The sequence below is a fragment of the Enterococcus nangangensis genome, from assembly GCF_005405245.1.
In the GTDB taxonomy this organism is placed as follows: domain Bacteria; phylum Bacillota; class Bacilli; order Lactobacillales; family Enterococcaceae; genus Enterococcus_J; species Enterococcus_J nangangensis.
This window is the reverse complement of the sequence record NZ_BJDR01000001.1, coordinates 36,494-63,122: the sequence shown is the minus strand read 5'-3', so window position 1 is coordinate 63,122 and position 26,629 is coordinate 36,494. Positions and strand designations below refer to the sequence as shown.

The 26,629-nt window shown below is 40.5% G+C and carries 35 protein-coding genes and 1 other RNA gene; 11 read left to right on the top strand and 25 right to left on the bottom strand.

Features of this window, described 5'->3' with window-relative positions:
• Position 1 precedes the first annotated feature (1 nt).
• From FFM57_RS00375 to FFM57_RS00290, 19 genes are all read right to left on the bottom strand, one after another.
• On the bottom strand, positions 2-1,264 hold the full coding sequence (locus FFM57_RS00375) for a PBSX family phage terminase large subunit (protein WP_137598537.1): 1,263 nt from the start codon (positions 1,262-1,264) through the stop codon (positions 2-4).
• A complete protein-coding gene (locus FFM57_RS00370; protein ID WP_137598536.1) occupies positions 1,245-1,679 on the bottom strand; it encodes a terminase small subunit in 435 nt (144 codons plus the stop codon). Before FFM57_RS00370 ends, FFM57_RS00375 begins: the two co-directional genes overlap by 20 nt.
• A 603-nt stretch (positions 1,680-2,282) precedes the next feature.
• Complete coding sequence (locus tag FFM57_RS00365) at positions 2,283-2,777, bottom strand: ArpU family phage packaging/lysis transcriptional regulator (protein WP_137598535.1); 495 nt, start codon at positions 2,775-2,777, stop codon at positions 2,283-2,285.
• 36 nt (positions 2,778-2,813) lie between these two features.
• The gene (locus tag FFM57_RS00360; protein ID WP_137598534.1) at positions 2,814-3,023 is read right to left on the bottom strand and encodes a hypothetical protein; all 210 of its coding nucleotides are present in this window, start codon (positions 3,021-3,023) and stop codon (positions 2,814-2,816) included.
• 20 nt (positions 3,024-3,043) lie between these two features.
• A complete protein-coding gene (locus FFM57_RS00355) occupies positions 3,044-3,490 on the bottom strand; it encodes a YopX family phage-derived protein (protein WP_137598533.1) in 447 nt (148 codons plus the stop codon).
• Between the two features lie 17 nt (positions 3,491-3,507).
• Positions 3,508-3,807 (bottom strand): hypothetical protein, encoded by a 300-nt coding sequence (locus tag FFM57_RS00350; protein ID WP_137598532.1) that lies wholly within the window; start codon positions 3,805-3,807, stop codon positions 3,508-3,510.
• Positions 3,788-4,294, bottom strand: coding sequence for a dCTP deaminase/dUTPase family protein (locus tag FFM57_RS00345; RefSeq protein WP_137598531.1), 507 nt, complete (start codon positions 4,292-4,294; stop codon positions 3,788-3,790). The genes FFM57_RS00350 and FFM57_RS00345 overlap by 20 nt, the downstream gene beginning before the upstream one ends.
• A complete protein-coding gene (locus FFM57_RS00340) occupies positions 4,284-4,769 on the bottom strand; it encodes a hypothetical protein (protein WP_170999827.1) in 486 nt (161 codons plus the stop codon). Before FFM57_RS00340 ends, FFM57_RS00345 begins: the two co-directional genes overlap by 11 nt.
• Positions 4,711-5,181, bottom strand: a complete 471-nt coding sequence (locus FFM57_RS00335; protein ID WP_137598529.1) for a RusA family crossover junction endodeoxyribonuclease — start codon at positions 5,179-5,181, stop codon at positions 4,711-4,713. The genes FFM57_RS00340 and FFM57_RS00335 overlap by 59 nt, the downstream gene beginning before the upstream one ends.
• Entirely contained in the window at positions 5,178-5,927 is a 750-nt protein-coding gene (locus FFM57_RS00330) for an ATP-binding protein (RefSeq protein WP_170999826.1), read from the bottom strand. Before FFM57_RS00330 ends, FFM57_RS00335 begins: the two co-directional genes overlap by 4 nt.
• Positions 5,928-6,046: 119 nt before the next feature.
• A complete protein-coding gene (locus FFM57_RS09785; protein ID WP_170999825.1) occupies positions 6,047-6,871 on the bottom strand; it encodes a Lin1244/Lin1753 domain-containing protein in 825 nt (274 codons plus the stop codon).
• 11 nt (positions 6,872-6,882) lie between these two features.
• Positions 6,883-7,683, bottom strand: a complete 801-nt coding sequence (locus FFM57_RS00320) for a PD-(D/E)XK nuclease-like domain-containing protein (RefSeq protein ID WP_137598683.1) — start codon at positions 7,681-7,683, stop codon at positions 6,883-6,885.
• Entirely contained in the window at positions 7,658-8,467 is an 810-nt protein-coding gene (gene bet / locus FFM57_RS00315; RefSeq protein ID WP_137598527.1) for a phage recombination protein Bet, read from the bottom strand. The genes FFM57_RS00320 and bet overlap by 26 nt, the downstream gene beginning before the upstream one ends.
• On the bottom strand, positions 8,468-8,830 hold the full coding sequence (locus FFM57_RS00310) for a hypothetical protein (RefSeq protein ID WP_137598526.1): 363 nt from the start codon (positions 8,828-8,830) through the stop codon (positions 8,468-8,470).
• Positions 8,831-8,893: 63 nt separating this feature from the next.
• Positions 8,894-9,088, bottom strand: coding sequence for a hypothetical protein (locus FFM57_RS00305; protein WP_137598525.1), 195 nt, complete (start codon positions 9,086-9,088; stop codon positions 8,894-8,896).
• A gap of 2 nt (positions 9,089-9,090) precedes the next feature.
• Positions 9,091-9,327, bottom strand: a complete 237-nt coding sequence (locus tag FFM57_RS00300) for an SPRY domain-containing protein (protein WP_137598524.1) — start codon at positions 9,325-9,327, stop codon at positions 9,091-9,093.
• Positions 9,328-9,347: 20 nt separating this feature from the next.
• Positions 9,348-9,887 carry a hypothetical protein gene (locus FFM57_RS00295; RefSeq protein ID WP_137598523.1) on the bottom strand — a complete coding sequence of 180 codons (540 nt, stop codon included), beginning with the start codon at positions 9,885-9,887 and terminating at the stop codon, positions 9,348-9,350.
• Between the two features lie 63 nt (positions 9,888-9,950).
• Positions 9,951-10,103, bottom strand: coding sequence for a hypothetical protein (locus FFM57_RS09780; protein ID WP_170999824.1), 153 nt, complete (start codon positions 10,101-10,103; stop codon positions 9,951-9,953).
• Positions 10,104-10,121: 18 nt separating this feature from the next.
• Positions 10,122-10,337: a helix-turn-helix transcriptional regulator gene (locus tag FFM57_RS00290; protein WP_137598522.1), complete on the bottom strand. Its 216-nt coding sequence runs from the start codon at positions 10,335-10,337 to the stop codon at positions 10,122-10,124.
• 140 nt (positions 10,338-10,477) lie between these two features.
• Here FFM57_RS00290 and FFM57_RS00285 point away from each other — a divergent pair, with 140 nt between their 5' ends.
• The 9 genes from FFM57_RS00285 to FFM57_RS00245 all read left to right on the top strand — a co-directional run bounded on the left by FFM57_RS00285 (position 10,478) and on the right by FFM57_RS00245 (position 18,324).
• Positions 10,478-10,867: a helix-turn-helix domain-containing protein gene (locus FFM57_RS00285; protein WP_137598521.1), complete on the top strand. Its 390-nt coding sequence runs from the start codon at positions 10,478-10,480 to the stop codon at positions 10,865-10,867.
• 9 nt (positions 10,868-10,876) lie between these two features.
• The gene (locus tag FFM57_RS00280) at positions 10,877-11,272 is read left to right on the top strand and encodes an ImmA/IrrE family metallo-endopeptidase (RefSeq protein ID WP_137598520.1); all 396 of its coding nucleotides are present in this window, start codon (positions 10,877-10,879) and stop codon (positions 11,270-11,272) included.
• 12 nt (positions 11,273-11,284) lie between these two features.
• On the top strand, positions 11,285-11,770 hold the full coding sequence (locus tag FFM57_RS00275) for a DUF4429 domain-containing protein (RefSeq protein WP_137598682.1): 486 nt from the start codon (positions 11,285-11,287) through the stop codon (positions 11,768-11,770).
• A gap of 28 nt (positions 11,771-11,798) precedes the next feature.
• Positions 11,799-12,581 (top strand): SHOCT domain-containing protein, encoded by a 783-nt coding sequence (locus tag FFM57_RS00270; RefSeq protein WP_137598681.1) that lies wholly within the window; start codon positions 11,799-11,801, stop codon positions 12,579-12,581.
• Between the two features lie 32 nt (positions 12,582-12,613).
• Entirely contained in the window at positions 12,614-14,230 is a 1,617-nt protein-coding gene (locus FFM57_RS00265; RefSeq protein ID WP_137598519.1) for an SIR2 family protein, read from the top strand.
• A 245-nt stretch (positions 14,231-14,475) separates the two neighbouring features.
• The gene (locus FFM57_RS00260; RefSeq protein WP_137598518.1) at positions 14,476-15,675 is read left to right on the top strand and encodes a site-specific integrase; all 1,200 of its coding nucleotides are present in this window, start codon (positions 14,476-14,478) and stop codon (positions 15,673-15,675) included.
• A gap of 220 nt (positions 15,676-15,895) precedes the next feature.
• A complete protein-coding gene (locus tag FFM57_RS00255; RefSeq protein ID WP_137598517.1) occupies positions 15,896-16,471 on the top strand; it encodes a TetR/AcrR family transcriptional regulator in 576 nt (191 codons plus the stop codon).
• Between the two features lie 113 nt (positions 16,472-16,584).
• Positions 16,585-17,454 (top strand): DegV family protein, encoded by an 870-nt coding sequence (locus FFM57_RS00250; RefSeq protein WP_137598516.1) that lies wholly within the window; start codon positions 16,585-16,587, stop codon positions 17,452-17,454.
• A gap of 282 nt (positions 17,455-17,736) precedes the next feature.
• Entirely contained in the window at positions 17,737-18,324 is a 588-nt protein-coding gene (locus FFM57_RS00245) for a bactofilin family protein (RefSeq protein WP_137598515.1), read from the top strand.
• Between the two features lie 51 nt (positions 18,325-18,375).
• Here the strand turns inward: FFM57_RS00245 and FFM57_RS00240 are convergent, their stop codons facing one another.
• The 6 genes from FFM57_RS00240 to FFM57_RS00215 form a co-directional block, all read right to left on the bottom strand.
• Positions 18,376-19,437 (bottom strand): hypothetical protein, encoded by a 1,062-nt coding sequence (locus FFM57_RS00240; RefSeq protein WP_137598514.1) that lies wholly within the window; start codon positions 19,435-19,437, stop codon positions 18,376-18,378.
• Positions 19,438-19,567: 130 nt separating this feature from the next.
• Positions 19,568-21,067 (bottom strand): carboxypeptidase M32, encoded by a 1,500-nt coding sequence (locus tag FFM57_RS00235; protein ID WP_137598513.1) that lies wholly within the window; start codon positions 21,065-21,067, stop codon positions 19,568-19,570.
• Positions 21,054-22,223, bottom strand: a complete 1,170-nt coding sequence (locus tag FFM57_RS00230; protein ID WP_137598512.1) for a THUMP domain-containing class I SAM-dependent RNA methyltransferase — start codon at positions 22,221-22,223, stop codon at positions 21,054-21,056. The genes FFM57_RS00235 and FFM57_RS00230 overlap by 14 nt, the downstream gene beginning before the upstream one ends.
• Positions 22,224-22,288: 65 nt before the next feature.
• Positions 22,289-22,649, bottom strand: an RNA gene (gene rnpB / locus FFM57_RS00225) — RNase P RNA component class B.
• A gap of 18 nt (positions 22,650-22,667) precedes the next feature.
• Entirely contained in the window at positions 22,668-23,024 is a 357-nt protein-coding gene (gpsB, locus tag FFM57_RS00220; RefSeq protein WP_137598511.1) for a cell division regulator GpsB, read from the bottom strand.
• Between the two features lie 76 nt (positions 23,025-23,100).
• The gene (locus FFM57_RS00215) at positions 23,101-23,640 is read right to left on the bottom strand and encodes an SLOG family protein (protein ID WP_137598510.1); all 540 of its coding nucleotides are present in this window, start codon (positions 23,638-23,640) and stop codon (positions 23,101-23,103) included.
• A gap of 59 nt (positions 23,641-23,699) precedes the next feature.
• Between FFM57_RS00215 and recU the strand changes: the two genes are divergently transcribed.
• Entirely contained in the window at positions 23,700-24,329 is a 630-nt protein-coding gene (gene recU / locus FFM57_RS00210; protein ID WP_137598509.1) for a Holliday junction resolvase RecU, read from the top strand.
• Positions 24,322-26,610 (top strand): transglycosylase domain-containing protein, encoded by a 2,289-nt coding sequence (locus tag FFM57_RS00205; protein ID WP_137598508.1) that lies wholly within the window; start codon positions 24,322-24,324, stop codon positions 26,608-26,610. The genes recU and FFM57_RS00205 overlap by 8 nt, the downstream gene beginning before the upstream one ends.
• The last annotated feature ends 19 nt before the right edge of the window (positions 26,611-26,629 follow it).

The window sequence follows — 26,629 nt, the reverse complement described above, 5'->3', positions numbered from 1 at the left end:
TTTAAATAAGCCATTTTACTTTCTTCTTGTTAATTTCTTCTACTGCATATCTGGCAGCATCTAGCACGTGGTTATAAGAATCGATTGGCGTATTTTTGTACTCGCCAGTTTTCTTGTCCTTTTGCCAAGTGTAATTCTCTAACTCTTCGATTAGCTTTACACAGCGGTCATCTACGATGAATTCATATTGCAAAAGAAAATTTATTCCTTGAATAATTGAATCAGGACCTTTAGTAGCCGGTCTAATCCGTTTAACTCCCAAGCGCTTTATTTCTTCGATGGACTTTTTCTCAGCAGAATCAGCGGTAATAATTTCTTTCTCATAGCCCATGTTTTTTACTTCATTAGCAATCTGATCGTTAAGCATTCCTTTTTTGACCAGTTCTTCTAGGAAATAAATCTTCTTGTTTTGTTGGTCTACTTTGATATGAACGAACGCTGATGGGTCATTAATATACCCAAAGTCCAGACCAAAATAAGAAGGAATATTAATTAACTCCGGACCGTATCTGTCCAATCTTCTTTTCTTGTAGACAGGAAAGACTAGCTTATCGAGCGTGGCAAACTCGCCTAATGCATAGATACGATAGTAAGCAGGATTACGTTTCTCTAGCTCTTGAATGGTTGTCTTATTTTCATCATCCAAGAAACGATTATCTTTGTAAGTCGTGTGAAATATTCCGACACGTTCCGGATTCACAATCGCTTTTTCACTAAAGAAATGCTGGTACACCCAATTCAGCTTGCTGACAGGGTTAAACATGAGGAAGATTTGCCGGTATTTATGGCTTCTATCCCGCAAACGCAAAGTAAGCTGTGTGTAATCTTCAAGAGTAAACTCAGTAGCTTCTTCCATCACTACGTCTGAAATGCCTTTGATGGATTTAATCTTTTCTGGGTCATCCATTCCTTTAAATAAAAACTCCGCACCATTGGGTAACGTGATGCGGAAGTCGGTCATATTCACTTTGCAACGATCTATTAGCCCAAAAGAAGAAAGACAAGCCATCACATCCGCCAGAATAGAATCACGAATAGACCGACCAACCTTGCGAAGAAATAAAACCTTGCGTGGTTTCTTCCATGTTTTACAAGCCTTTAATACGACCTTCTGAACAACACCGTGAGACTTGCCAGATGAAGCACCACCGTAGTGAATTTCAGTAAATTTTGAATAATCATCTAACAGGCTATAGATATGCCGGTTGAACACTTTTGAAGGCTTAGGAAACTCCAGAATGATATTAATCTTCTTCGTCTGCATCCCAATCACCTACCTTAATCACGATATCGCCAGTTTGTAAGTCCACCTTGTCAGTGAACAAGGCATAACGTTTGCCAAGTAATTCAGCAGCCTTAATGCGGTCCTTTGCGCCAACATCAATTTCAGTTATTTCTTGCCATTCGCCTGAATTAATTAATGTTTGCTCTTGCTCATTGCCTCTCATTACAGAAGTTAGGTACTCCAATACTTCTTCTTGACTTGCAATTTTTCGGGACTTGATTTGTTCAAGACGTTTGTCTATATATGTTTTGAGGTCAGGTTTAGTCAGGTTTTCTTGACCAATCTGTTTGGCCGTCCGTTTACTATACCCTGCCTTAATAGCGGCTTGAGTGGCGTTACCACTAATGATGTACTCATCGGCAAAACGCTGCTGCTTTTCGGTCAATTTAGTCATGTAGCGCCAACTCCTTTCATTCGTACCTGCTTAATTTATCTGTGATTTCCTCCCTTGCTCCATGTCCCAGATAAACAAGTTTGTACCTGTCGCAGTCCTCGTCTGTCATAGGCTCCATACATTCCAAGAGATTGTACTGTTTGTGCAACTCCGCCTGAATTACAAGCGGGTGACTATGTATTAATATTTTTGCTAACTCAACGTACCAGTACATTTAAACGCCCCCTAGAACGCAAGAAAACCTCCCGACGTCGTTCGGAAGGTCTCTCGGTATGAATATGCCTGTTGTGGCTGTTTCCGCAGCCACTAAACAAAAGAAAGGAGAAAAATCTTGTACACACGCAAAACAGTATACGTGTATTTTGGCTTATGCCAACGAGAAGTAAAGGCATTGCACCTTAACGTGAGCTTGGTACTCATCTCCTCAAATAACCGCTAACCTAGTTTGTAAGGTCAAATACAAGGAGGAAGCTTTTCAACTCCCTTAATTGGTTTTTTGGTGGTTAGCGTTTGAAAACAACTGTGCTTGCCCAGATGTCCCTAATAACATACTACCTCGATTTATACCGGTGTGAGCAGGGTTTATAGCCGACACATTCCCGACTAAAAGCCGGACGAACTCCGCTTAAAGTCCGATTTTGCCAAAATTCCGATAGCATTTGCAAATTGGATTAAACTTTCGCGGCTCTCTTCGGCTACCACATCCTCACTGTACCCTATTTCTAAGGCTATCTGATAAATCGCTAATCCTTGGATATAACGCTTATAAAAGACTGATTTTCTACGGTCTGTGACCTCTGGCAAGAAAGGATGCTGAATGGAAGAAATCCCTCGCCGATAAATTTCGTTTAGGCGTAAAAATTCCTCACGGTCTGAATCGTTTTTAATCACAATTTGTTCAACTTGGGAATGGAACTCGTTAGAAAATGCCGGCGTATCTGCAAAGGTAGATGTGATTTTAGGTTCTCTTGGGCAACCGATTCTTTGCCGCACTGACTTATAAGCCATCAAGAAGACACCGACATTATTTTTAGTTTTGGCCATATCCACTTCATCGGCAGTAGGAATTTGATAATCATCTAAATTAAATAAGTCCATTTGCTCACCCCTTATGGTAAAATAATCTTGTCGAGGTCATTCCGTAAGGGATGGCTTTTTTCGTTTTACTTTTTGTTCGCCGTCCCATTCTTCACGGCTTTTTCTTCTAACCGCCGTTTTTTCTTTTTGATACCATGTCGCTCCGCTCTTAAACTCTACTAACGTTAACTTAGACGGATGTTTGTCTGTTTTTCTATCAACCGATAGGAGATAGTACCTACCGTATTTAATTAGATAGTGCTTCATCTTCTTCCTCCAAGGTTTGATTAATAATCCGGGTCATCTGTCTCTGTACAAAATCGGTCGTTTTCCAACAATTCCGGTGTCTCATAAATATTTCCATTCAGAGTTACTTGTTTTCTGTTGCTGTAAAGTTCCGTCTCATATATTCCTTTACCTCTCAAGCGATAGGCACCATTCGGGTGTTGGAAAACCTCCGCATAGTTATGCCAATAGGTATCGGCGTAGTTTATTGACTTGTTGGTCAAAATGACGATATCACCAACATAAATCTCCACACCATTCTTGTCTTTCAAGCCTGTGGATTGCATGAGCTGGTATTCACATCCTTGCAATACAACGGTAAACCACTCGTTGTATTCGTGTCCTCTTGGCGGGCAATGCGCTATCAGATTGTTTTCTTCCCAAATCAATGCTTTAATTTCTCGCATTACTTCTTCTTTTTTATCCCACGCTCTAAATTTTGTTTTCATTCCGCTTCCTCCTTTAATCAAACCAGTGCCGCCTTAACCTTATCCCGCACACTTTCGGCTCCCTCACGATACCCGCGCTGATACTCCGTTTCCGGAACTTCCGACTCTAGCAGTATGCTAATTTCTGTTAAATCAATATCCAATGCCGTAGCTATCCGTACTAGTTTTCTAACAGTCGGATTATATACGCCATCACGCATAGCACCAAAGCTCCCCTGCATCTCTATCCGCAAGTCGTCTATCTTGTCGTGTGTCCTGGCGTACCACATGATGTTGCGGCAAACATTCTCGATGGCGTTATCTTCCGGTTGAGCCAAAGCCACCATCTCTTTCCGCTGTCGTGGTATCATCGTCCACAGTGAGATAATTTAAAAATATCCCTTGACCGATGCGCTCGCCTTTTTTGATGTGCACATCATTTGCGCCAAGATTTACATATGCAAACTTGACCGTATTCGGAAAATAGTCAGAGTCAATAATTCCCACGCTATTAGGCATGATTAACGTATTTTTGATAGATAACCCTGACCGTGGGCAAAGCTGCAGGTAGACGTTGCTAGGCATCTCTGCTGCAATGTTAGTTTCGATGATGGTTGAAGCGGTGGATTTTAGAAACGTTTCCTTCGCTTTATCAACGCTATCCCAATTCAACGCGTCCGCATAGGCACATCTATAATTATCAAATTCCCCCCACGCACTCGGTATCGTCGCGTCCTCTGTCGCGTAAAAATCATAACCCGCACTGCCCTTTGTTGCTCTGCATGGCAATTGAGCGCCGTTTGTTGCTGTAAATTTAATCGTCATTAGATTTCCGTCCCCTCGTCCCTTTTAGTTTATACAATCTTCGTGCGGCCTTAATATGCCCCGGCGTGTAACCTTGCGCCATAATTTCTTTTTCCGTCAATCCTTGACGGATAAGACTAGCTACCTCTACCGCGGCTTTAGCATAATTTCGGCTATGCTTATTTTTACGTTCTTGCGTCCATCCTTGCTGATTGCAGTAAAGGCATACCCTAGTACGGTGTATCCCGTATTGCTCGCTAATCTCCGCTTGATTGATTTCCTCAGCAATATATTTCCGTCTGATTTCGTCTAGCACGTCCTCCGGTAAGTCCATAGTCACTAAAGTTTTTTGGCTCACATCAAGTTTATCGGCATTGCCGCCAAATAGTTTTATGGATAACTCGTGGTCGCCGCGATCAAATGCATCTAGTGCTAATTTACGTCTTGTCGCTCGTATTTGTCGTTGTGTCGGTATCATTTCGCTTTTCTGCTTCAAGCACTGTCACCTCGATTTCTGTCCGTGGATTGTAACTGTAAAGCTTGACCGCTGATAAGCTAGCAACTTGACCATCATCCTTGTACACGATGCCGTTAATCGCATCTAAGATAGCCTTGACATAATTATCAGCATCCGGCTTTTTATCCACGTAAATTTGTTCATTTTTTAGCGCTTCTTGGCGCTTTTTGACCTTGGCTAGGTATTTAGGCGGGGCAATGTAAAACCGCAACGTGAGCGCCACTGGCCCCGTTACAATCTTGCTCACGCCCGATTCATAAACCCAACCGGCCACCCGTCTTTTATAAAGTGTCATGGGATTTTCTTCGTAAACTAAGATACGGCCTCTTCTTATCGTGGACTGTGGTCTAGATTGTGGCTTGGGCGGCATTGGGATGGTGATCATTGTCATGCAGTCGCCCTGTGGTCTTTCGTTTCGTTAAAGGCCGCAACATAGCCATCTGAACCTTGCAACAGTCGGCTAATGACTCGCTTGCCGTATGCAGTCCCAACTTGTTTGCCGGTAAGGTTCGTGGTAAAGATTGTGGCTTTGCTGGCTCTTGCATCTAGAATCTCTGTGACCGTTTTAATATTCCAGTCAGTAGCCGATACTCGATTATTTTCATGTCCTAACTCCGCTCCTAAGTCGTCCAGGAGTAAAACATCTGCCGTCTTAATGTCTTGCATGAGATTTGCCATGAGTTGCTTTCTTGCAGCATCATTCCCCATGGCGAACTTTAAACTTTCTAACAGTTCTGAATAGCTGATTGCCAGTACTCGCTTGTCGTAGTTCGATTTAGTCATAATCTCGTTTAGGCTAGCCATTGCAAGATGTGTCTTTCCAGCTCCAACATTCCCAGTCATGATGAAATGCGGTTGCTCGCCTTTTAAGACATTCTCACAAAACTTCATGGCGGTTTGTTTAGCTTGCAAGCCTTCTGCATTCTTTGCGTGATAGTCGTCAAAAGTTCTTTTCAGCATATCCTTATTGCCAACTAGAGACCCCCGGAAGTACTGCAATGCCTTTTGCTTCAAGCTCGCTTGATAAATCGCCTCGGTGGATACTGCATCGCTTTTTAGCTTAGAAGCATACCCGCAAGCCATACATACTGGTGCACATCTTGGTTCTTGTCCTTCAGCTTCACGCCAAGCGAACATCTCGCCACTACAGTTCGGGCAAGGCTTTTCTACCACGTACAAATACTTTTGAATTAGCAATGTAATAGCCTCTCCTACCGTTTGTGCCGGTTGAATACCTGTTTTCATGTACTTCCCTCCTAAAATGGCAAAGTGCCATAATCTCGCTCAATTTCAGCTTCACGCCGTTCCATTTCTAGCTGATTGGCGGTTTTGCGGTCATTTCTTGCGCCTTGAGAGCTATTAAACCTTTTGTCATCTTCAGTGACACCTTGGATGGTTTTTATGCCCTTATCAGCCCATTTCTTCATAATCCCCGTTGAGTAGCCGTAGCTTTTCATGCCTATTGCTGCTCTTTTCATAGCTTCGATAACTAAAGGCTCGCTTATGTCCTCTGCCCATTTATGCATATCCTCAGCCTGTACTGGACTAAAGCCATGGCCAAAGAAATGTTGATAAGCCTGAAACATATTCTCGGAATTAGCAGGAGCAGCCTCTTCTTTTTGCTTTTCTTCTGCTCTACTATCCTTTTCTTTAGTTTCCTTTTCTTTAGTTTCCTTTTCTTTACTTTCCTTGCTATCGTTTGTTATTGGCATTGCTATGGCATTGCTATCCGTTTGCCATCTTTTAGCTGCCCCTTTTTTACCAGCATCTGACCTTTTCTTTGATTTTTCGTCTTTTATCTCCATGCGTTTAAGGAATCCTTCGGAGTAGAAACACTCACCATCATCGGTGAAGGCAAATAACCCAAAGTCCTCAACTATGCTCTTTACTTTTTGAGCATCTACACGAAGGTCAAAGGCTATCATGTTATAATCTTTGACACTCGTGTATGTTTTTTCTTCTCGGAGACGTTCTAAAATCATAAAGTAAATGCCGTAACCCTCGGCGCCAAATTTCATACGAACAGGAAGTAATTTATCGGAATTTCTAGAATTGCTATCGTGAGGAAAATAATTATTCATGGCTTTCCTCCCTATTCTTCTGTATCGCTAAATTCTGTTACTTGCATCGTTTCACGGCAATATTCACAAGAACCACAATGCTTAGGTTCTTCTTGCCCATATTTCATTTGTAAAATACTAGGAAGGCTTCTTTCTAATTCTTCTAATTCAAAAGCCATCATATCTTCTCGTAATTCATAAAGCTTAAAAGCTGGTGGGCTTTGTTTACTAACGGCTGCAATAATCGGTGTGAAGTCTTTGTTAAATTCCATTCGTAATAACTCACGGTAAACAGCCATTTGTAAGTAGTACCCGTAATCTGCTATCCAACTCACTCGCATTCCGTAGCGGTCATTCCATACTTTCTTTTTAAAATCGCCAGCATGAGTTTTGATGTCTACGAAATAACCTTCTTTGACGTTTAAACAATCAATTTTCCCTTTCCAATCAGCACCAAACAACTCGCCTTGAACAATGTGCTCTTTTTCTCCTTTATATAAGGTTTTGAAAGCTTGCTGATGGTTTAACGCTTGGATCATATCTTCTGCTACTTGATATGCTTTCAATAGTCCAAACGGCTTTCTGGAAGAAAACATAATGTCTTTATTGTCCTCTTTAAATTTCTCATGAACCTCAGAGCTTTCAAAAAAGCTATGAACATAATTTCCAACATATAAAGCTGTTTTATCAGCTTTACTTTCCCAGCCGTTTAATTCAGCAATAGCTAATGCAGGACACTCTAAAAACCTTTTATATTGGCTAACTGACATATACTGCCAGTTAGCCTCGTTTCCATAGTAATTTTCGCTAGAAAGGAAGGTTTTCTTCGTCATAGTCATCGAAGCCTTCCTCCCTACTAAAATCTGGCGTTGCTCCTGTATATTTCAAATCTAGATTTTCTTGGAGCTGTTCTGCATGTTGCTCTTTAGGCTTAACTGGGATAGCTATTTCTGGTTCGTGTACAACTTCTATGATTTCATCAGCTTTTTTTATTTTTTGTTCTAGCTTATCTATTACCTTGTTTTCTTTAACTGGGATAGCTTGCTTTATTTCGTTAGGGCTTCGGTCTTCCTCAGTATATAAAGCCCCTAGCGTGTTAGGAAATGCCTCTCTCAACGCGTTAACTATTGCCGTTTTTCTAATCATCGTGCTTGGCATTGTCTTCCAAGTAGATTGACCTTTGGAAAATTCTTCCATAGAAATTTCAATCTCAATAGGCATTTTTCTGTCTGAGCGATATACTTCAGCCCAGCCACCAATTAGCTTGTCTTTAGAAAGCTTCATAGCTCCTGGCAATCTAACCATCTCTCCGTCTCTTTCCACGATGATTCCCGCTTTAAATCCTTCAAAATTTGGATTTTGCTCTGCACGTTTCATAAACGCTTCCTTACTAACAATGTTTTGAGCTGGTGTTGTGCCAAATTTAACTAGGTACACCTCATTTAAAAACGGGTTAAGTTTTTGATACTTAGCAAGTTGAAGGAAGCTAACCACTTCTTCGTCTGTAATGTTTTTACTTCCTTTTGCAATAAAGTTCTTAATGATGTTTCCAGTAAGCTTGATTTCTTCTCCGTCAACTTCATAAATTACTGGTTTTTCTAAAAGTTCATTTGCCATTTATTCGTCCTCCAAAGTTTTAAAGTAATCGGAACCTCGTCCGATAAATTCAAGCGTGATAAAATCGTCGTGCTCCTCTAGGAAAGTCCCTAGATTTCCTTGTAAAAGGATTGCTGTCCCTCGGTACTGGTCCATACGGTAGTCTGATACATCAAACTCGATGAACTCGACTTCGTAAACGAAATCATTTTTATCGATTGGATCATCATAAAAATCTTTGCGTGTTCTTGGCTTGGTTGTGATTTCTAAAATGTAGCGGAGTTTCTTTTGTTCGTAAGTTTCCGTTGGCACATCCCTGTGAGTGTTGACCATCACATGGCTACTTTCGTCTGCCATGATGGCATCATAGTTACTTGGTAGCATTGTTCTTTCCTCTCTTTCGTGTTAAAATTAACGTATAAAATATTTACAAATGTTTCTAACTGGCTAGCGTTGGCGGACGCTAGTCTTTTTTTCTGCTCTTTTGTAGCGGTTCTCGTCCCAGCCCATGAGCAGTAGCAATGCGATTGGTGCAAAGATTAGCACGATGGCGATTAGTCCGTATTGACTTAAAATAAATCCCCCGCTCACGGCTACCAAAGCCACGAGATAAATAAAAAATTGTCGTCTAATTGATTTCACGTTTAGGCCTCCATTCCCGTATACTCGCTATTTTTGTTTACCCATTCTTCGACTTTTTCGAAGTCGTATTGCAGCTTACCTAGCAATCGGCGGTGCGGGATTGGGTCAATTGGTTGACTTGTGTGGGTACTCACCCAACTATTTGATACACCTAGCCGCTTGGCGACTTCCGTCTGAGTAATCCACTTAGATTCATGCTTTTTAGCTGTCCTTGATGGTAATGGTACAATTGGCGCCATCTTCGATTTTTTTAACGGCATTAGTTGTCACCTCCGAAATACCCTGCTTCTTGCCACATCGGCATAAAATACTCGAATAAATCCATGATGGATAAATTCTGCACCTCACACAAAGCATTGAGATATTGAATATTTGCGAAAACCGCTTCAGCTTGTTCCTTGGAAAATTTGAGCAGTAAGTCGTAATCGGCTTTTTTTAATTTGTGGACTTGCTTTAGCAAAACTCGCTGTGCTAGTTGTTTTGCTTCGTCCCTCTCGTTTTCCTCAAGTTCCCGAAGGCTGTCGGTTGAAGACAAGTCTTGTCGGTACATATCACCGTCTAGCGGTCTAAATATCCCGAAAAACTTCCAGATGATTTGCATTGTTAAATCCGTGTCGTTGGCAATATCGGAAATTCTAACGGCATTTTCTGGTGTGACTGGTTTAGGTTTGTCAGCGGTCCAGTCACTAGGAGATTGTCTGGAAACTTTTAAATCATCGGCTAGGCTTCGCTTGGTCGTCTTACTTTTAGCGAGCCAATTCAACAAAGGACGCTTCAAAACTTTCGATTGTGTCTGCATGTCTTTCCCTCTCTTTCGTTCTTATTTGTGGTGATACCAATCAATAAGTAGTATTGGTAAACTTTAAGCAAATGAAGCTTCCATCAGTTCGTGTTCCAAATCCTTTTGAACTTCTTCGACCAAACGGTCAAGCTGTTCATCGCTAGCGCATTGGATGATGTGGATTAATCTCGGACGCGCGTCCAAGATGATGCTGATTTTTTCTTTTCGGTTCATTTCACCGCCTCCTTTCTATCACGTTTTGTCGTATTCGTACGACAAATTGAGCGAAAAAATAATTTCTACCGTTGAATCTAATGCGCTTGCTAAGGCTAAAGCGATTGGCGTACCTGGTGCACTTGAACCTTTTTCTATCTCAGCAAGGTATGGGCGAGATATACCCACGGTCTCGGCGAGCTTTTTTTGACTAATCCCCTTGGAAATTCTCATTTCGCGAATTTTGTTTTTCATAATGTCTCCTTTCCGACTTGTAAGTCATATCTTACAAGAATTATTGTAATCCATGTATTACATCATGTCAACCATTTATTACATATTTTTCATTTTAATTTTGTAGTATATATCATACAATCTTGTTAGAGGTGACGAACATGTCGAACAAAATTTCATTAGGCGATTATTTAAGAGGTCTTCGAGGAACAGAATCCTTGCGGTCCGTCGCAGATAGATCTAACGGAAGCTTAAGCCACTCCTATATCTCGGATTTAGAGAAAGGCGTCAGCCGCAGAGGCAACGAGATTAAACCCAGCCCTGAGACGTTAAAAACGTTGGCGAAAGTTTACAATGCTGATTACAACTACTTGATGAAATTAGCGGGATATGAAGTTAGTGCCGAATCGAGAGAACAAAAAGAGCTTACCGTTGAGCAAGCTCTTAAATCTGTGATGTCTTATGAGGGTAAACCTGTAACTGATAATGATAGAAAAGTTTTAGCTAGCATTATTGAAGCCTATTTAAAAGAAAATAAAAGTAATGAGTAGGAATCGCCTATGTATGATAATGAAATTAAAGATTTAATTAAACAACTAGGCGTACAGATTAGGTTTAGCATGGACTTGGATAACGAAGGCTATTACATCCCTGAAGCTAAATTGATTGTTTTAGATACGAAATTATCTGAGCTTGAGCAAAAAAAAGCCCTACTCCATGAGCTTAGCCATGCTGCCAAGCACAATGGAAATTTAGAACTCTACCGGGCTACTTACAATGCAAGAGCGAAAATGGAACGTGAAGCAGATGATTTAATGCTACGAATGCTACTAAAGAAATACCTCAGCAATTCAGAATTGGAAACAAAAGATTTGAACTGTATCAAATTTTTAGAATGCAACCATTTAGACCTTGCATTCGAGAATAGAGTGAAAGAAATTATTGCTATGTATTAAGGAGGGTTTATCATGGAATTAAAAGGTACTAACGGAACTGTCATTGTGGATGACGAGACTATTACTATTTCCCGGAAATCTCTAGGCGGTTGGGCTGCACAAGGTTTCAAAGGTGACAAGAAAATTTATTTTAGAGATATTGTTTCAATCGAATTCAAAAAACCCACAAAATGGGCTAATGGTTATATTCAATTTGTTACCAGTCCTGAGCTAGCGACAGACCAACAAACTAATTTTATGGGCGGAACCAGCTTGGACGCATTAAAAGACCCTAATTCGGTCGTCCTCAGAGCGATGAAAAAAGAAAAAACGGAAGCTGCTGAAGCTTTTTATGATTATGTAATGGATAAGTTTCGTCAAGCTAAGCGCCAAGGCGGAAATGTTATTCCTCCCATTTCTGTGACGGAAGAACTCCGCAGCTTCAAGTCTCTTTTTGACGAAGGAGTTATTACGGAAAAAGAATTTGAAGCAAAGAAAAAAGAGCTACTCGGATTATAAAAGTTACCACGCGATTGGAGGTTCTCTCATGGGATTATTTGGAAAAAAAGAAACTTGCCCCTTGTGCAATAACACACTGGGGATAACACGTTTTAAATTTAAACTAGATAATGGTGACTTTATCTGTCACGATTGTGCCGTAGATTTAGCAGGTATTTGGAAAGATGGGCAAAACAAATTGAAAACCATGTCAATGGCGAAAATACGGGAATTATATCATGATAAAGGCCTTGATGTGTTTAATCCCACTGAAAAAATAGGAACAGACTTCATGTTTATGTCATTTGACGATACAAATAAAATGTTTTCTATAAAACCCAACCTGACCACTCCTGAATATAAAGGGAAATATGAAGAATTGCATTCTTACGAGCTAATTGAAAATAACGAAGTTAAAACTAAAAGCGGACTTGGGAAAGCTATTATCGGTGGAGTTATAGCCGGCCCCGCCGGTATGATAACAGGAGCCGTTATAGGTAAAGGACAGCAAGGCCCTGCTCTGACCACGTCTTTAGTAGTGAAAGTAACTTTAAACTCAGGAACTTACTATCCGCTAGCATTTGTTTCTAAGGTTATTAAATCAGATTCTATGGCAGCTCGTGCTGCGTGGTCTAACATCATTCGGCTTACCGACAAAATGGATACTATCATTCCCAACGCGGTTCCTAATCAAACGATTGAACAAAGCGCCCCGCCCGTCCAAGTTCTCTCTTCTGCCGATGAACTTCGCAAGTTTAAAGCCCTTCTTGATGATGGTATTATCACGCAAGATGAGTTCGACGCGAAGAAGAAGGAACTGCTGGGGATGTAAATGCGATAAAAGAAAAGAAATGAGGTGTTTGAATGTCTTTTTTTGATGAATTAGTGAAGCGTAATACGTATCCTATTGTTTTTATAGGTTCAGGGATGTCTAAACGTTATTTAAATAATTGTCCCTCTTGGCTAGATTTGTTACAACAATTTTGGGTAGAATTAACACAAGATGACTTTTATAGCTACTTATCAGAAATAAAGGAAAAACTACCTCAGCACTTAACGGAGAACGAAAAGAACTTTCAGGTGAATATAAAAGTCGCAAAAAACATCCACGATAAATTTAATCAGGCATTTAGAAAAAAAGAAGTTACTATTCCAAATCTAAACTCCGAAGACGTTTTCCTTAAATCTATTGACCCTTTTAAATATGCTCTATCTTTGAAGTTTCAATCAGTTAAATTAAAAGAAAATATTGATATGGAAGAGTATGAACTTTTTTGCGATGTCCTAGTGAATGCAAAAATAATAGTAACAACTAATTACGATACGTTTATAGAGGATATCTTGAGCGAACGTAACAATCCGGCGAAAGTTTTTATCGGCCAAAAAGGTTTCTTTGATCCATACGAAGATTGGGGAGAACTTTATAAAATTCATGGTAGTGTACTCGAACCATCTTCTATCGTTATAGATGAGGACGACTATTCTTCTTACGATAAAAACTCTATCCTTATTAGCGCAAAATTGTTAAGCAATATGATTCATTCTCCTATTATTTTCTTAGGGTATTCCTTAACAGATAGAAATGTCGTTAAATTATTAACTGACTTTTCTTCTCAAATTCCAATAGAGGATTTAAGGAAAACAGCTAATCGAATTGTCGTTGTCGAATACGAAGAGGGAAATACGAATATTGATGAAAAAAATATTTTAGATCGTGAAAGTAATATAAGTTACACTCACATCAAGACTGACAACTATAAGGAAATATTTTCTAAACTGTCTAAAATCGATGAAGGGTTGAGTCCTTATGAAGTTAGAAAATTCAATGGTGTAATAAAAAAATTAGTGATGGCTTCGGGGCAAAAAGGAGCTCTTGATTCTGTACTAGTTTCCCCCGTGGAATTGGAAAATATCGCTGAACAAATAGATCAAGGGAAGCCGATAGTACTTGCCATCGGGGACTCAAAATACATTTTTGTAAATCCAACAGTCACAAATTATATGGAAGATTACGTTCTTGAAAAACATGAAATATTATCTGATAACGCATTAAGATTTGTTGCAAACCAAGGAGCGGCAACAAAAAATCCTTTTATATACCATTATAAAAATTTAGATATTAATAATTCGTCTCTTGAGCCTTGGGAAATAGATAGAATAAACGATAAAATAAATAATAGAAATCAAGCACAAATAAGCGGAATTAAAAGTACCATTAATTTATCCCATCAAAAAACTTATGCCTCTCTAGAAGACATCCTTGCAATGGATTTACAGCTAAATAAAAAAATTGATTTAATCACTTACAATTCTCCAAATTTGAGCTTTGAAGAATTTAATAAATATGTAAAAGAAATAGCATTGCCAAATTTTGTTTCTCTTTACAAAAAGAGAAACAAAAAAGATGGCAATCTTAAATCAGCATATAGAAAATTATTTTCAATGTGGGATATTTTGAAATACGGGGAAATAAAAAAATAGAACTTAGCCTCCGTACCTATGCGTAGATAGTGGCTAAGTCCCTTGTTTTACTTTATGTTATCATCAATTGACCAGAAAATCTATCATAAAGATTAGCCTCCGGGCTTTTCTTTTTACCACTAAAAAGAACATATGTTCCTATTTTAAGCAAAAAAATAAGATATTCGTTTGAAATAACGCGACTAATCACTCGAATACTGCCTGTAAATCTGATTTAGCAATCTAAAGTAAGAAGGAGAAAAATTATGGCGTCGATTAAACCATATACATTAAGCAACGGAAAAACTAAGTATGAATACTTTATTTCAAATGGCATCAATCCTGGCACGGGAAAACAAATCAAAATCCACAAACGTGGCTTTGACACGATTAAGGAAGCCGAAAAAGCTGCTAAGATTATCGAGGGGCAAATAGCAGCCGGACAGTATTCTAAAAAGAATTTAAGCCGGACACGTATTTCCGATTTTATGGACGCGTGGCTTGCTAGCAAAAAATCGGTTAAGGAAGGAACTATCATCTCTTACAACGGGTTTATGCGGAGCTACATCAAACCTCGCCTCGCTAACTACCAAATCGGAAAATACGGCGTAGAAGCTCACCAGAAGTTTATTGATGATTTGCTTAACGATAAAACAGTCGGTCGTAGTGGCGAAGGCTTAAAAATATCCACAGCAAAGGTATTAAACACTGTAATGAGCACCGCATTTAACTGGGGAATTAAATCGGGATACATGACTATTAATCCTGCTACACACGTTGAATTTCCACGGCAAAGCTTGGATAAGTCGGTAAAATATTATACTTATGAACAGTCACAAAAATTTTTAGATCAAGCTAAAAAAGAAAAAAATGCAATATGGTACCCCATTGCCTTATTGATATTAGATTCCGGACTACGCAAAGGTGAGGTTTTAGGCGCCCAGTGGTCGGATGTAGACTTTTCTAAAAGCTATATTAGTATTGCTAGGGAAAGGCTGCTAGCCGCTGAAAAAGGTGAGGAATTTATAACAGACGACCCCAAGACGTCTAGCGGAGTGCGCCCCCTTCCCATTACCCAAAGGACGAAACAAGGACTGCTAAGCTATCGGAATTATATGCTAAGCACTTTTCGAGAATTGCCAGCAACAATTGATGGAGAGCATTTTATTTTTATTAACACCATCGGAAAAGGAAAAGGCATGCCGCCAAAAGGTTCAAGCGTTAACGCAGCATTTAATCGTATCGCGGATAAAGCTGGGCTTCCTAGATTAACCGTCCATCAATTTAGACACACTTTTGCTGTACGCGCCAGACAAGCAGGTGTACCTTTGGAAGACATTAAAGACCTTTTGGGACACAAAGAAATTTCTACCACTCAAATTTACGCCCATATTACTCCGGAAGTTAGAGAACGGTCCATGAATTTAGTGGAGGAATATCTAGGGGAATTGAGTAAAGGCGAATGAAAGCAAAATCCATTTTAGCGAAACCTATCACCGAAACTATCACCAAAAAAAGTTTATTATAAACTATTATTTTCCGGAAATGCTCGCTCAGTGGTTGACATACCTAAATTTTGTGCAAAAATAGGGTTAACAATATTCGTGTTGTTATAACCTATTTTTTGTAGTTTAAGTATTGAAAATGCTTGAAACAACAATGAAATTTTTCTCATCGAGGTGTGTTATGACCCAGCGCAGGAATTTATCCCAAGCAAAAATTTTACAAGCAACCCGTGACTTAGCCAAAGAGATTGGCATGAGTCAAATAACTTTTCCCAAACTTGCTGCTAGTTTAAATATTAAATATCCTTCCTTGTACAATCATTTTAAAAATATGGGGGAAGTAAAATTTATTTTGACTAAAGAGTTGATTGACCAATTAAAGGAACGCTTGCTTAGTGGTTTAGTTGGTAAAAGTGGGCCCGATGCGTTGCGGACTTATTGTCAACTGTATCACGATTTCGCTTTTGAAAATGCGAGCGTCTACGAACTTTTAATTAATATCCCCCACAGCCATTCCGAGGTCTTGATTGAAAAAAATATGGAATTAAATCGGATTTTGCAAAAAATTATGGCGTACTATCCATTGGATGAAGTTAGCATTTTAAACAAGAGCCGCATGTTGCGCAGTATGCTCCACGGTTACATCTCGATGCGCTTTTTAGGTTACTTCCAAAATAACTTGAGTCCTGCCGACGATAGCTACCACGTTATGGTAGAAGAGTTCATTTCGCTTTTGGAAGAGCTGCCAAAAAAATAACGAAAAAGTTTTTCCTTTTCCTATGAATTTATTCCGCTGCAATGCTTGCAAAGTTTTAGGCGGTTCTTTACAATATAAGGAGGATAAAAAACATTTATCAAAGGAGGTCACCTATGACCTATCAACTCGTTACGGACTCTTGTTGTGACTTGCCCTACACTTGGTTAAAGGAACAAAATATTCCTTTCATCTCCATGTCTGTCATGCTTGACGGCAAAGAATATTTCGATGACTTAGGAGAAACCTTTAAACCGGAGTGGATGGTAGAACAATTACACCAAGGTGGCATGCCCACTACTTCCCAGATTAACGTCGGACGCTATCAAGAATTTTTTACTCCTTTTGTAGAAAAGGGAATCCCGCTATTATACTTATGTTTTTCTTCTGGCTTATCCGGCTCTTATCAAAGCGCACTTCAAGCGGTGGCCTTAATTAAAGAAGATTACCCTAGTGCCGACATCATCGTCTTTGATACCTTGAATGCTTCTTTAGGGGAAGGGTTGATGGTCCATTATGCTAACGCTCTACAAAAAGCTGGCAAAAGCCGTGCTGAAGTCTTAGCCTGGTGTGAAGAAAATGCTTTACGCGTTCATTCATTTGTTAAGGTGGATGACTTAGATCACTTAAAACGTGGTGGCCGTATTTCTAAAACGGCAGCTGTTCTAGGCAGCTTAATGAACATTAAGCCCATGATTATTATGGACGCTTCCGGTAAGCTACAAAATGTCGGGAAAGTACGCGGTACGAATAAAGCCTTGGATCAGCTTGCTAAAGATACCGTAGATAATATTGAAAATCCTGAAGAGCAAGTTCTTTTTATCGCCCACTCTGATGATTTACACAATGCAGAAATCGTGAAGAAAAAAATCATGGACCAAATTAAAGTGCAAGATATCATTATCTATCCTTTAGGTGCTACCATTGCCAGTCACACAGGTATTGGTTGTATTGCGGTCTTTTCCATTGGTAACAAACGAAAATAATTTAAAAAAGATTGCAGGAAATTTTTTCTTGCAATCTTTTTTAAATAATACTTGAAAGCCTTTTATTTTATGATAGAATTAAGTCCATAAAGAAGTTGGGCAACCGTTATAAAACATCCGCTGTCCCGTGTAAAATCTTCTTCTTTTATTACATCACTATGTCCCCTTACTTAAGTCGGCGTTTTTCACGAAGCGCTGACTTTTTAATTGACCAAATGCCCAAACTGCCTTATTATAATGTACGAACAGTTTGTTCAATATTTCATAAAAGGGGAACATATCATGAAAAGCAAAAAAGTAGTATCTTTATTAGCCACCTTATTGGTAGCTGGTGGATTATTAGCAGCATGTAGCTCTGACAAGACAAGTGATTCATCTTCAGCATCTTCTGAAGCAGCCACTTCTGAAAGCACGGCAGCCTCTTCTGAAGCCGAAGTAACTTCAACTGCTTCTGTTAGTGACGACTCTGATGTTTTAGCCAAAGCTTTATCTGCTGACGGTAACTGGATTATCGCCGCAACTGCTGACGTAACTTTTGATAGTGACGTGACAGTGTCAGGTGAATTCCACAATAAAGGCGACGAAAAAGAAGATATTTACCGCAAACTTGCTTTATACGCTCAAGACGACAACCGTAACGTTACGGCTGAATATACAATGACTGTACCAACTTTAACAGTTGAATCTGAAAACTTCAACATCGTTCACGGCACAGTTAAAGGGAACATCGTAGTCAAAGCAAATGGCTTTGTCTTAGATGGCGCTAAAGTTGAAGGCAACGTTACTTTCGAAAAAGCTGAATATCAAGACTCAGCTAAATTAGAAGAAAACGGTGCAACTGTTTCTGGTGACGTAACTGTCGCTGAATAAGTCTGCCAATAAAAAATGTCGTTACTCGTTGGAGTAGCGACATTTTTTTATTTAATCAAATTCAGCTGCCAACTTAGCAAACGTTGCTCCATCCGTGTCTAACCAATCTGGCGCAAAGACGCCCGCAATTTTGTTATCTTCTAGTACGAAAATAATAAACGGTTCGCTGGTTGTGTCAGCTGTCCACCACGCTTCAATGGTTCTACCGTTAGCCGTAGTAATCAATTGTGACGTTAAAGCGTCTCTTTCTTCTGCATTAAAAGTTACCGGTGCAGCGATCTCCCCCACACTATTTTCTACGGCTGCGCTGCAGTTTTCGGTCATAAATTGTTCTTTATCCGCATCCTGCGGCTCTAAATAAAAATAATAAATAAACCTCGCTGTTAAATCGTCTTGCTCTTTCCAAGCGCTGTGGTCAGGATCTTCCTCCTGGGCTTGACCGTTGTCAAAAAGATTAACAGCTTCCTCACCCCAAGAAATATCTGCCACTTGTTCAGTAATAAAATTACTTATGGCCGGCCAGCTTTTGACAATCATCGCAATCGTTAGAACAAGTAACCAAGCACCAGTCGATTTTTTTCGCGTTGTGGTTTTCCGTGTGCCAGCGCCTTTTTTAGTGCTGCTAATATTGTCCTTCGTCTGTTGAAAAGTTCCAGGTGCTTCACCATATGGCGTTTGTGGTCGCCTTTTTTCTCCTGATAACTGGCTCTTACTAGCGTTACGTTTTTTGGTGGTTGTCGTCTCATGACCAATCGTATGATTCCCCACCGTCTGGGGAATGGGAGCAAGTCGCTGCTGACCTTGAGCATTACGACGTCGTGTTGGACTTTGTGACGGACGATTTGTGGTTGGTGCAACATTTTTATTACGTGCGTCTAATGATGCCGAGTGATTTTTTTTCACGGCATTACGTTTAACTGAATTTTTCTTTGGTTTCCCATATTTTTTTGCATAATGAAGCGCTGCTTCATAAGCGACATCCACTTGGCGCACGGTATGAGGCGCATCAATCGACGCGGCCACCACTTGCCGCTTTTGGCGATAGACACGGGTAATGAACTCTTGATTGGTGGACGGGGCAATCCCTAAAACTTCCCAAAATTCTCCTAGCATAAACATCCCTCAAACTTTTTTATTTGTTTAATGATAGCACAAAACATCTAGAGAATATAGCGTTTCCACCAGAAAAATGGCAACACAAAATAAAAAGTACGACTCCTAACAGAGCCGCACTTTTTAACTATTATTCTTTGACTTGGTAAACAACAAAATAGATTTTCCGTAAGTAGTCTAACAGGTACTTAGGATTTAATTCTTCTCCCGTTGCTTCTTTGATTAACCAACTTGGTGTTTTGCTAGCGCCGTATTGGTGAATTTTTTCGGTATTCCACTGCCGAATTGGCGTATAGTCATCTGTTGCTAAAATGGCTTCCACATCTTGGTCTTGATTCATGGCGTAATAAAGTTGCGCTGCATACATATAACCTAAAGCATAGGATGGGAAGTAGCCAAAGCTCGCGCCAGCCCAATGGACATCTTGTAAGACACCGCTTAAGTCATCTGGGGGCGTGACGCCTAAATACTCTTGATATTTTTCCCGCCAAACTTGTGGCAACTCAGAGACGGTTAATTCCCCATTAAATAAAGCTTTTTCAATTTCGTAACGAATAATAATATGAATCGGATAGGTTAAAGGATCTGCTTCAATGCGAATTAAGGAAGCTTGCGTTTTCTTTAAAGAGCGGTAGAAGTCTTCAAAGGAAATATCAGCAAAAGTAGCTCCCGTAATTTCTTGGAACAAGGGATATTGTTTTTGCCAAAAGTTTTTAGAAGAACCAATGATGATTTCGTTAAATAAAGATTGCGACTCGTGAATTCCCATGGAGGTTCCGCCGGAAAGATTCGTGTAGTCATATTTGGCATCGACATTTTGTTCGTAAATGCCGTGACCGGCTTCATGAATCACGCCAAAAGTGGCAAACATAAAATCATTTTCATGCCAACGAGTGGTAATGCGAGCATCGTTGCGGTTGATGCCTGTCATAAAAGGATGAATCGTATCGTCTAAGCGCCCCCGAGAAAAATCATAGCCTAAACGCTGCGCTACTTCTTCCACAAAGCGTCGTTGTTGGTCTAAAGGCACCGTCCGTTGTAAAAAGCTCGTCTCTGGTGCTTGGCCTTTTGCTTGTAACGTTTGGCGAATTTCATTGATGCCGGCTAAAACTTCCGCAAAAACTTTGTCTAAAATTTCGGTGGTCATGCCGGGTTCATATTGGTTCAACAAGACATCGTAAGGTGTTGCTTCGTCTTTTTGCCATAAAGGAATAAATTGTTTTAAAAAGGTCACGATTTCTGCTAAGGCTGGTGCAAACAAAGAAAAATCATTAGCCTGGCGTGCTTCCTGCCAAGCGGCATAAGCTTTAGAACTCCCTTTTTGAAAAGCACCGTAAGCTTTTTTAGGAATGCGTTGATTCAAATCAAAATCGCGCTTAGCCTCACAATAGACGGCTTGCCCAACTTCCGATAATTCTTCTTGGTGACTTTCAAAATAACTTAAGTATGCTTCCATCTCGGGACCGACTTTTTTATCGAAAGCGAGACTTGCTAAGTAGCTGGTCATTTCACTGCGGTAGTCGCTGGCTTTTGACGGCATCCCTGTTTGTTCGTCCCAATCTAGTAAAGCGATACTGCGATTTAATAAATCTAACTCCTTAATAAAGGCTAAAAAATCAGTTTCTTGCATCTTGTTCCTCCTTCACTGGTCGCGGCTTACGTTGACCCCAGTATTGGAAGTAGTCCGTTCGTAATGCACCGTTATACAGTTTACGTTTTTTGGTAGCTTTGGCCCCATAATAATTTTCAAAATCTAAATCGCTAGTTAAAATATATTTACTCCAGGTCTTTAATGGTTTAAAGACACTCCCCATTTGACGATATAAGGTGTGTACGGCTTCAGGATCGCCTAAACGTTCGCCATAAGGTGGATTAGCCACCATCACACCGTATTCTTTTTCGGTGGTAAAATCTTTCACAGCTAATTGTTTAAATTGAATCAGGTCACCAAAACCGGCCTCTGCAGCGTTTGCTTTGGCAATCGCAATCATTTTCCCGTCGATATCACTACCGGCAATGTCTAGTTTTACATCATAGTCCGCCGCTTCGTCAGCTGCCGCCCGTACGGCTTCAAAAATTTTCGAATCCACCCAAGGCCACGCTTCACACTGAAACTCGCGATTAAAGCCCGGTGCGATATTGGCCCCAATCATGGCTGCTTCAATACATAAAGTGCCACTCCCACACACGGGATCATAAAAAGGCATCTCTTTGCGCCAATTTGTCAGCATCACTAAAGCTGCCGCTAAGTTTTCTTTTAAGGGTGCGCCCCCTTTTTCTAGCCGGTAGCCCCGTTTGAATAAACTTGGACCGGTTGTATCGATAGTTAACAACACTTGGTCTTTTAAGATGCTAACTTCTAATTGGAAGAAAGCCCCGGTTTCCGGTAACGGTACACTACTGGGACGATGATACACTTTTTTCAAACGTTCAACGACAGCTTTTTTAGTAATCGCTTGGACGTCTGGCGTTGAGAAAAGTTTGGAACGAACAGATTTGCCGGCGACGGGAAATGTTGCATCCATCGGCAAAAAATCCTCCCAAGGTAACGCTTTGACCCCTTCAAATAATTGGTCGAAAGTTAACGCTTCAAACTCGCCTACCACAATTTTAACGCGGTCCGCCACCCGCAACCACAAGTTGGTGGTGGCAATGGTTTCAACATCACCAGCAAAACGGGCCCGCCCATTTTCCACCTGACACTCTAGGCCTAAGTCCCGCAGTTCTTTGCCTACTAAAGCTTCTAAACCGGCCCCACAAGTTGCCAGTAATTGATAATTTGTCATAAATTCTCCTCTTCTTAAAAAAAAAGCCTTCCGCAAATTGCAAGAAGGTCAACCTGTTTGTGATTATCTGTAAGCCATGTTTTGTCCAATGTTTTTTCCAGGCAAAAAAACACTTGGGTAATCATCTATCTCCGATTTCTCGGCTCTTCTTCCGTTTGTTTCCGGTCGAAAAACGCCCCTACCATTGTTTGGGTTGCTCGCTCGAGGGGTTTACCGCGTTCCACCGTTTCCGTTTCCAAAAACGCTTCGTCACTGTGGCACTTTCAAGAATACTCATCCATAGTTGCCCTTAGGATTTTTTTCTGCCGTTACCTAAAAGGTACCTTAGCTTATGGTTTCGCTAAGCACGAACACTACCGGCGTTTCAGCCAGTGCGAGCATGGACTTTCCTCAGCAAATATACATTTGCCGCAATTACCTAATAATCACAAAAAAATTATTTCATTAAAATTGTTTCGTTTTTTCTAAATCTTCTTCGTCTTCTTGATCTAACTTTTTACCGAAGACTTCTTTTTCCAAGTTGGACAAACGTTTTAAGATATCAAAGTTAGTGACGGCACTAGTCTTTGGCGCATCTTGTTGCACCCGCGACATCGTTTGTTGCGCCCGTGACATTTGATCCATTTTCGCTACTAAACGTTGGTTTTCTTCTTGTAACAAAGTAATTTCTTTATTATAGCTTTCATAGTCTTTGATGATTTGGTCTAGGAATTCATCCACCTCTTCAGGATCATACCCGCGCATTTTGGTTTTAAATTCTTTTTGCAAAATTTCTTTTGCCCCTAAAATAATTTCTGGCATTTTCTTCCCACCTTCGCTATTCTATTATACTGTTACATTGTAGCAAATTTTCATGAAAAAAAAAACTATCAATTGACTATTCTTCATAATTTTGTAAATCATCAAAAGAAATCGTCTCTATTTGATAAGGGAAATTTTTTTCATAATCTCGGGCTGTCTGATAAAAGTAACGGGTTTTCCCTGGGAATTCTTCATCGTAGACGAGTAACGCCCCTTGGCTGTGCTCCAGTAAAAATTGGGTGTGGGCTCGCAGCTGACTAGGATTTTGGTAAGCTTGATGACTGGTAGCATTTTGATAGTCCACCAAACTTTCCATTTGCTGCTTTTTTAATTGATTATTTTCTTTCCATTGACTGCCAAAGTCTTGAAAAGGATAAATCAGCCCCACTTGGAGTTGCGGATATTCTTCTTTTAATTCCTGACAAACATCCACCACCCACATCTCGACGCCTAGATTGCCACTCACCAGCACCCAGTTGAGACCTTCTGCTAAGTATTGACGTAAGCGAAGTGTTAAGACTTTTTTAATTCGCGTAATTTTTTCATCCTGCTCTTGAAAGATTCCTAGTTCAAAGTTACGATAACCGGTAACGTAGAGTGTACTGATAACTGCCATCTTCTCACCTTTCCTGAAAAGCACATCTTTGCTATAATCAACGAAGGAGCGTGATCCCATTGAACATTTCCTATCCTAGTGGTTCAGACCCTACCTTACATTTTGCAAAAGAAAAGCAAAAAAAGCAAGGCACGGCTAAAAAGCCCGTTACTTACGGTAAGCGTGGTATGAACTTGGAAGAAGCGATTAATGAAAGCAACGAATATTATTTAGCTCATCAACTGGCGGTCGTCCACAAAAAACCGACACCGCTACAAATTGTTAAAGTCGATTATCCCAAGCGCAGTGCGGCGGTAATTCGTGAAGCCTACTTTCGCCAAGCTTCGACGACCGACTACAATGGCGTCTATCAAGGACACTACTTGGACTTTGAAGCAAAAGAAACCAAAAATAAAACTTCTTTTCCTTTGAAAAATTTTCATCAGCACCAAATTGATCATTTCGCAGCATGCCTGACCCAAGGTGGACTATGTTTTAGTTTACTTTATTTTTCTAGTTTGCATCGGTGTTTCTTTTTAGAAGCTGCCGTCTTAATTGACTATTGGCAAAAAAAAGCCGCGAAAAGTTCCATTTCTTTAAAAGAACTGGAGCAAAAAAGTATTGAATTAACCCCAGGTATCGCTCCCCGCATTCCCTACCTACAAGCGGTGGCGCAAACCTTAACAAAGGAGGACCCATTCCATGAGTGAAAACTCACGTACGAGTCGTACCCGTCAACATCAAGGTCAAAAGAAAAGTTCGCAGGGCAAAAAAAGAAAAAGTATTCTCTTGCGTATCTTTTTAGCATTAGTCGCCATCGGTGTCGCGGCGGTCATTGCTGGTGCTGGTTTATTTTTCTATTATGTCAAAGATGCGCCGGCTTTAGATTTAACTAAACTTTCTGAGCCCGCCACTACCCGTTTTTTAGCCGCCAATGGCGATTTAATTTATAGCTTAGGCTCTGATGAACAAATTCAACTAAAACCATCTGAAGTGCCCCAAGTTTTAAGCGATGCGGTGGTTTCTGTAGAAGATAAACGTTTCTACAAACACTTTGGCGTGGATCCGATTCGGATTATCGGTTCAGCTTTAGGAAATTTAAAAGCCGGGGGCATTACCGCCGGCGGTTCCACTTTAGACCAACAGTTGATTAAGCTTTCCTTTTTCTCCACGAAGCAATCGGATCAAACCTTGCGGCGCAAAGCACAAGAAGCTTGGCTCGCTTTAAAATTGGAACGTGAATTATCCAAAGAAGAAATTCTGACTCTTTATATTAATCGCGTGTATATGGCCAACGGGGTCTACGGCATCGGTACTGCCGCCGAAAGTTATTACGGTATTGACGCAAAAGATTTAAGTGTCGCGCAAGCTGCTCTTTTAGCCGGGATTCCTAATGCACCTAATACTTTTGATCCTTACACCCAACCAGAAAATGCCACTAAGCGCCGTAACGTCGTCTTACAAGCGATGCTGGATAATAAAAAAATTAGTCAGAGTCAATACGATGAAGCGGTAGCCACCGATGTGCAAGCTGGGCTAATTGCGCAAAAAGACATCTCTGAAAATCGTAAAATTGTCGACAACTACTTAACTAGCGCTATTGCGGAAGTCAAAGAAAAAACCGGTAAAGATGCGTTTAACGAAGGGATGGATATTTACTTAAATATTGATCTTGCACAACAAACCAATCTTTACAACATTGTTAATAGCGATGAATACGTAGAATTTCCTGACGATCAAATGCAAGTAGCTTCCACCATCATCGATCCAACTACGGGAGCTGTCGTCGCCCAAATTGGTGGTCGCAAGATTGACGACAACGTGCAGTTTGGGATTAACCGCGCCACCAACACGGGTACTGCTGGCCGTGATGTCGGCTCTACCATCAAACCTTTAATTGATTACGGTCCAGCCTTTGAGTATTTAGATTACTCCACCGGAAAAATTATTAAAGATGAACCTTATACTTATCCAGGAACAGATCTTGAAGTGAACAACTATGATCATCAATATTTAGGCAACATCACTTTACGCTATGCTTTAACCGATAGCCGGAACATCCCCGCTGTGAAAACCTTAGTGGAGGTCGGTGTCGATAAAGCTAATGACTTTTTAACCGGTTTAGGAATTAATCTCGATAAAATTGAAGGTAGCTCCGCCATTTCAGCACCCATTTCTACCGAAGAACTTGCGGGGGGATATGCCGCTTTTGCCAATAATGGTACGTACTCTAAACCTTATTACGTAAATAAAATTGTTTACCAAGATGGTACTGAAGAATCTTATCAACCGGAAAGCTCACAAGCCATGAAGGAAACCACTGCTTATATGGTGACGGATATCTTAAAAGATGTCGTGAATGACGGTACGGGGGTGACTGCTGAAATTCCCGGTTTAATTCAAGCGGGTAAAACAGGGACCTCTAATTACGACGATACCGTTTACGATCAAATTATTGGTGATAAAGACGGCACGCCAGATGTTAGCTTTGTAGGTTACACCACGCACTACGTCATGGCTGTTTGGACGGGCTACGATAACTATTTACAATCTATCTCGCCAAGTTACCACTCTGTAGCCGCTAAAGTGTATAAGAACATGATGATTAAGTTAGCAGAAAATGTCGATAACGTCGATTGGGAAATGCCAGCAGATCTCGTTCGTTCTGGGGGCGAATTGTATCTAAAGGGAAGTCAGCCCAAAGAACCTGTTCGTTCAAGTTCCACGACCACCACTTCTTCTAGCACTTCGACAACAACAGCAAGTACCACTTCTTCCACGACCACCGAAAGCTCCACCAGTTCCTCCAGTGTTCCTGAAAGTTCTTCCTCCTCAGAGCCAGTCTCTTCCAGTACGGAAGAGACAACCCCTAGTACTACTACACCATCTGAAACTCCAGAAGAACCAACGGGCAATGGCGAACAAGGAAATGGGAATGCCAACGGAAATAATAATGGTACAACAACGAAGCCCCCAAGTAATGGAGGTTAAATGAAAAAGGTTCGGCCGC

What these genes read in the sequence shown, in the direction of transcription:
- FFM57_RS00375 (WP_137598537.1), bottom strand. Translation starts at nt 1,264, where the DNA reads ATGCAGACGAAGAAGATTAATATCATTCTGGAGTTTCCTAAGCCTTCA.
- FFM57_RS00370 (WP_137598536.1), bottom strand. Translation starts at nt 1,679, where the DNA reads ATGACTAAATTGACCGAAAAGCAGCAGCGTTTTGCCGATGAGTACATC.
- FFM57_RS00365 (WP_137598535.1), bottom strand. Translation starts at nt 2,777, where the DNA reads ATGGACTTATTTAATTTAGATGATTATCAAATTCCTACTGCCGATGAA.
- FFM57_RS00360 (WP_137598534.1), bottom strand. Translation starts at nt 3,023, where the DNA reads ATGAAGCACTATCTAATTAAATACGGTAGGTACTATCTCCTATCGGTT.
- FFM57_RS00355 (WP_137598533.1), bottom strand. Translation starts at nt 3,490, where the DNA reads ATGAAAACAAAATTTAGAGCGTGGGATAAAAAAGAAGAAGTAATGCGA.
- FFM57_RS00345 (WP_137598531.1), bottom strand. Translation starts at nt 4,294, where the DNA reads ATGACGATTAAATTTACAGCAACAAACGGCGCTCAATTGCCATGCAGA.
- FFM57_RS00335 (WP_137598529.1), bottom strand. Translation starts at nt 5,181, where the DNA reads ATGACAATGATCACCATCCCAATGCCGCCCAAGCCACAATCTAGACCA.
- FFM57_RS00330 (WP_170999826.1), bottom strand. Translation starts at nt 5,927, where the DNA reads ATGTTCGCTTGGCGTGAAGCTGAAGGACAAGAACCAAGATGTGCACCA.
- FFM57_RS09785 (WP_170999825.1), bottom strand. Translation starts at nt 6,871, where the DNA reads ATGAATAATTATTTTCCTCACGATAGCAATTCTAGAAATTCCGATAAA.
- FFM57_RS00320 (WP_137598683.1), bottom strand. Translation starts at nt 7,683, where the DNA reads ATGACGAAGAAAACCTTCCTTTCTAGCGAAAATTACTATGGAAACGAG.
- bet (WP_137598527.1), bottom strand. Translation starts at nt 8,467, where the DNA reads ATGGCAAATGAACTTTTAGAAAAACCAGTAATTTATGAAGTTGACGGA.
- FFM57_RS00310 (WP_137598526.1), bottom strand. Translation starts at nt 8,830, where the DNA reads ATGCTACCAAGTAACTATGATGCCATCATGGCAGACGAAAGTAGCCAT.
- FFM57_RS00300 (WP_137598524.1), bottom strand. Translation starts at nt 9,327, where the DNA reads ATGGCGCCAATTGTACCATTACCATCAAGGACAGCTAAAAAGCATGAA.
- FFM57_RS00295 (WP_137598523.1), bottom strand. Translation starts at nt 9,887, where the DNA reads ATGCAGACACAATCGAAAGTTTTGAAGCGTCCTTTGTTGAATTGGCTC.
- FFM57_RS09780 (WP_170999824.1), bottom strand. Translation starts at nt 10,103, where the DNA reads ATGAACCGAAAAGAAAAAATCAGCATCATCTTGGACGCGCGTCCGAGA.
- FFM57_RS00290 (WP_137598522.1), bottom strand. Translation starts at nt 10,337, where the DNA reads ATGAAAAACAAAATTCGCGAAATGAGAATTTCCAAGGGGATTAGTCAA.
- FFM57_RS00285 (WP_137598521.1), top strand. Translation starts at nt 10,478, where the DNA reads ATGTCGAACAAAATTTCATTAGGCGATTATTTAAGAGGTCTTCGAGGA.
- FFM57_RS00280 (WP_137598520.1), top strand. Translation starts at nt 10,877, where the DNA reads ATGTATGATAATGAAATTAAAGATTTAATTAAACAACTAGGCGTACAG.
- FFM57_RS00275 (WP_137598682.1), top strand. Translation starts at nt 11,285, where the DNA reads ATGGAATTAAAAGGTACTAACGGAACTGTCATTGTGGATGACGAGACT.
- FFM57_RS00270 (WP_137598681.1), top strand. Translation starts at nt 11,799, where the DNA reads ATGGGATTATTTGGAAAAAAAGAAACTTGCCCCTTGTGCAATAACACA.
- FFM57_RS00265 (WP_137598519.1), top strand. Translation starts at nt 12,614, where the DNA reads ATGTCTTTTTTTGATGAATTAGTGAAGCGTAATACGTATCCTATTGTT.
- FFM57_RS00260 (WP_137598518.1), top strand. Translation starts at nt 14,476, where the DNA reads ATGGCGTCGATTAAACCATATACATTAAGCAACGGAAAAACTAAGTAT.
- FFM57_RS00255 (WP_137598517.1), top strand. Translation starts at nt 15,896, where the DNA reads ATGACCCAGCGCAGGAATTTATCCCAAGCAAAAATTTTACAAGCAACC.
- FFM57_RS00250 (WP_137598516.1), top strand. Translation starts at nt 16,585, where the DNA reads ATGACCTATCAACTCGTTACGGACTCTTGTTGTGACTTGCCCTACACT.
- FFM57_RS00245 (WP_137598515.1), top strand. Translation starts at nt 17,737, where the DNA reads ATGAAAAGCAAAAAAGTAGTATCTTTATTAGCCACCTTATTGGTAGCT.
- FFM57_RS00240 (WP_137598514.1), bottom strand. Translation starts at nt 19,437, where the DNA reads ATGCTAGGAGAATTTTGGGAAGTTTTAGGGATTGCCCCGTCCACCAAT.
- FFM57_RS00235 (WP_137598513.1), bottom strand. Translation starts at nt 21,067, where the DNA reads ATGCAAGAAACTGATTTTTTAGCCTTTATTAAGGAGTTAGATTTATTA.
- FFM57_RS00230 (WP_137598512.1), bottom strand. Translation starts at nt 22,223, where the DNA reads ATGACAAATTATCAATTACTGGCAACTTGTGGGGCCGGTTTAGAAGCT.
- gpsB (WP_137598511.1), bottom strand. Translation starts at nt 23,024, where the DNA reads ATGCCAGAAATTATTTTAGGGGCAAAAGAAATTTTGCAAAAAGAATTT.
- FFM57_RS00215 (WP_137598510.1), bottom strand. Translation starts at nt 23,640, where the DNA reads ATGGCAGTTATCAGTACACTCTACGTTACCGGTTATCGTAACTTTGAA.
- FFM57_RS00205 (WP_137598508.1), top strand. Translation starts at nt 24,322, where the DNA reads ATGAGTGAAAACTCACGTACGAGTCGTACCCGTCAACATCAAGGTCAA.